The organism is Aeromonas sp. HMWF014 (genome assembly GCF_963878295.1).
GTDB lineage: Bacteria > Pseudomonadota > Gammaproteobacteria > Enterobacterales > Aeromonadaceae > Aeromonas > Aeromonas popoffii.
Genome location: NZ_CAWNYS010000554.1, coordinates 1 through 1,522 on the forward strand (window position 1 = coordinate 1; position 1,522 = coordinate 1,522).

1 pseudogene is annotated in these 1,522 nt (G+C 54.5%); it reads left to right on the forward strand.

The features are described from left to right. Window positions 1-382 precede the first annotated feature (382 nt). Window positions 383-1,422 (forward strand): annotated as a pseudogene (locus AAC083_RS21405) (IS481 family transposase). Window positions 1,423-1,522: the final 100 nt, after the last annotated feature.

Below are 1,522 nucleotides of genomic sequence, written 5' to 3' on the forward strand. Positions count from 1 at the left end.
GCCTCGGGATGCTGCCCGCGCTCTAATACCGACCGGTATGCAATGGTCCACATAGCAAAGCCCCGCCAAACGGACATTGGCGGGGCTTTTTGATCGTGACAGGGTCAAGCTCACTGCAATGACGAAAAACTCAGACGCTTAATGGATCTTGGCTATGGATAATCCATCGACAATTGCACCTTAAGCCAAGTGCAGGGTCCCAGCTTGGTCAACAAGTGGGTACTCCTGATTGACATCCGGACCATTTGTTATTTTTAAAAAACATAGCCCTTCATGTATGGAGATGGTATTCACCTGACAGTTGCCCACAAAAGGGAGTGGTCATACGGCTTCAAACCGGATAACAAAACGGTACCCCTACCGTGTTATCTGGAGTCACCGTATGACCACCAACGAGAAAGTAGCACGTCGCAAACTCAGCCTGCTAGCGCTCGCCAAAGAGCTCAATAACGTCAGCAAAGCCTGCAAGCTCATCGGCTACAGCCGTCAGCAGTTCTACGAAATTCGCCGTCATTACCAGACCTATGGCGCCGAGGGCTTGCTCGACAAATTGCCTGGCTGTAAAGGGGCTCATCCCAACCGGGTTGCGCCCGAGATTGAGCAGGCCATCCTCGATTACTCCCTCACCAGACCAACCCATGGCCCGCTGCGGGTCGCACAAGAACTGGCTCTGCAAGGTATCAACGTCAGTGCCGGTGGGGTGCGTGGCGTGTGGCAACGGCACGACTTGCTCTCCAAACACGACCGCTTGTTGAGCCTCGAGAAAATCCACCGGGAGCAGACCATTGAGCTCAATGACGAGCAAATTCGCCGGCTCGAACGCTTCAGCCCCGAGTTTCGCAAACGCCAGATTGAGGTCCACTACACCGGAGAACTGGTGGCGGTCGACACCTTCTTCGTTGGTGCACTCAAGGGGGTGGGCAGGTGTATCTGCAAACCGTGCTCGACTGCTACAGTCGCCACGCCTGGGGACGGCTCTACACCAGCAAGCTACCGGTAACCTCGGTTCATGTGCTCAATGAAACGGTGCTGCCGTTCTTCGAAGCCCACGAGGCGCGGGTCTATACCATCCTGTCGGACAATGGGCGCGAGTTCTGCGGGCGCCCAGACCATCATCCCTACGAGCTGTTCCTGCAACTGGAGGGAATTGAACACCGGACAACCAAGGTACGCAGGCCGCAGAGCAACGGCTTTATCGAGCGACTGCATCGCACACTGCTGGATGAACACTTCCGTATCAAGGGGAGAACGACCTGGTATGAGTCGGTAGAGCAGATGCAGACAGACCTGGATAGCTATCTGGAACACTACAATACCCAGCGGCCACATCAGGGCAGGATGATGGAGGGTCAGACCCCCTACAGCATGTTCAAGAAGGGTCTGAAATTGATACCGAAGGAAGTGCGCACTAAAGTAGCGTAAACAAGACACCGGTTTGAGGCCGGTGTCAGGTGATAACTAGATCTGTACACGGCGTTGTTGCCCAAATCGATGCAGCTTGAATGGAACTAACTAAGGACTT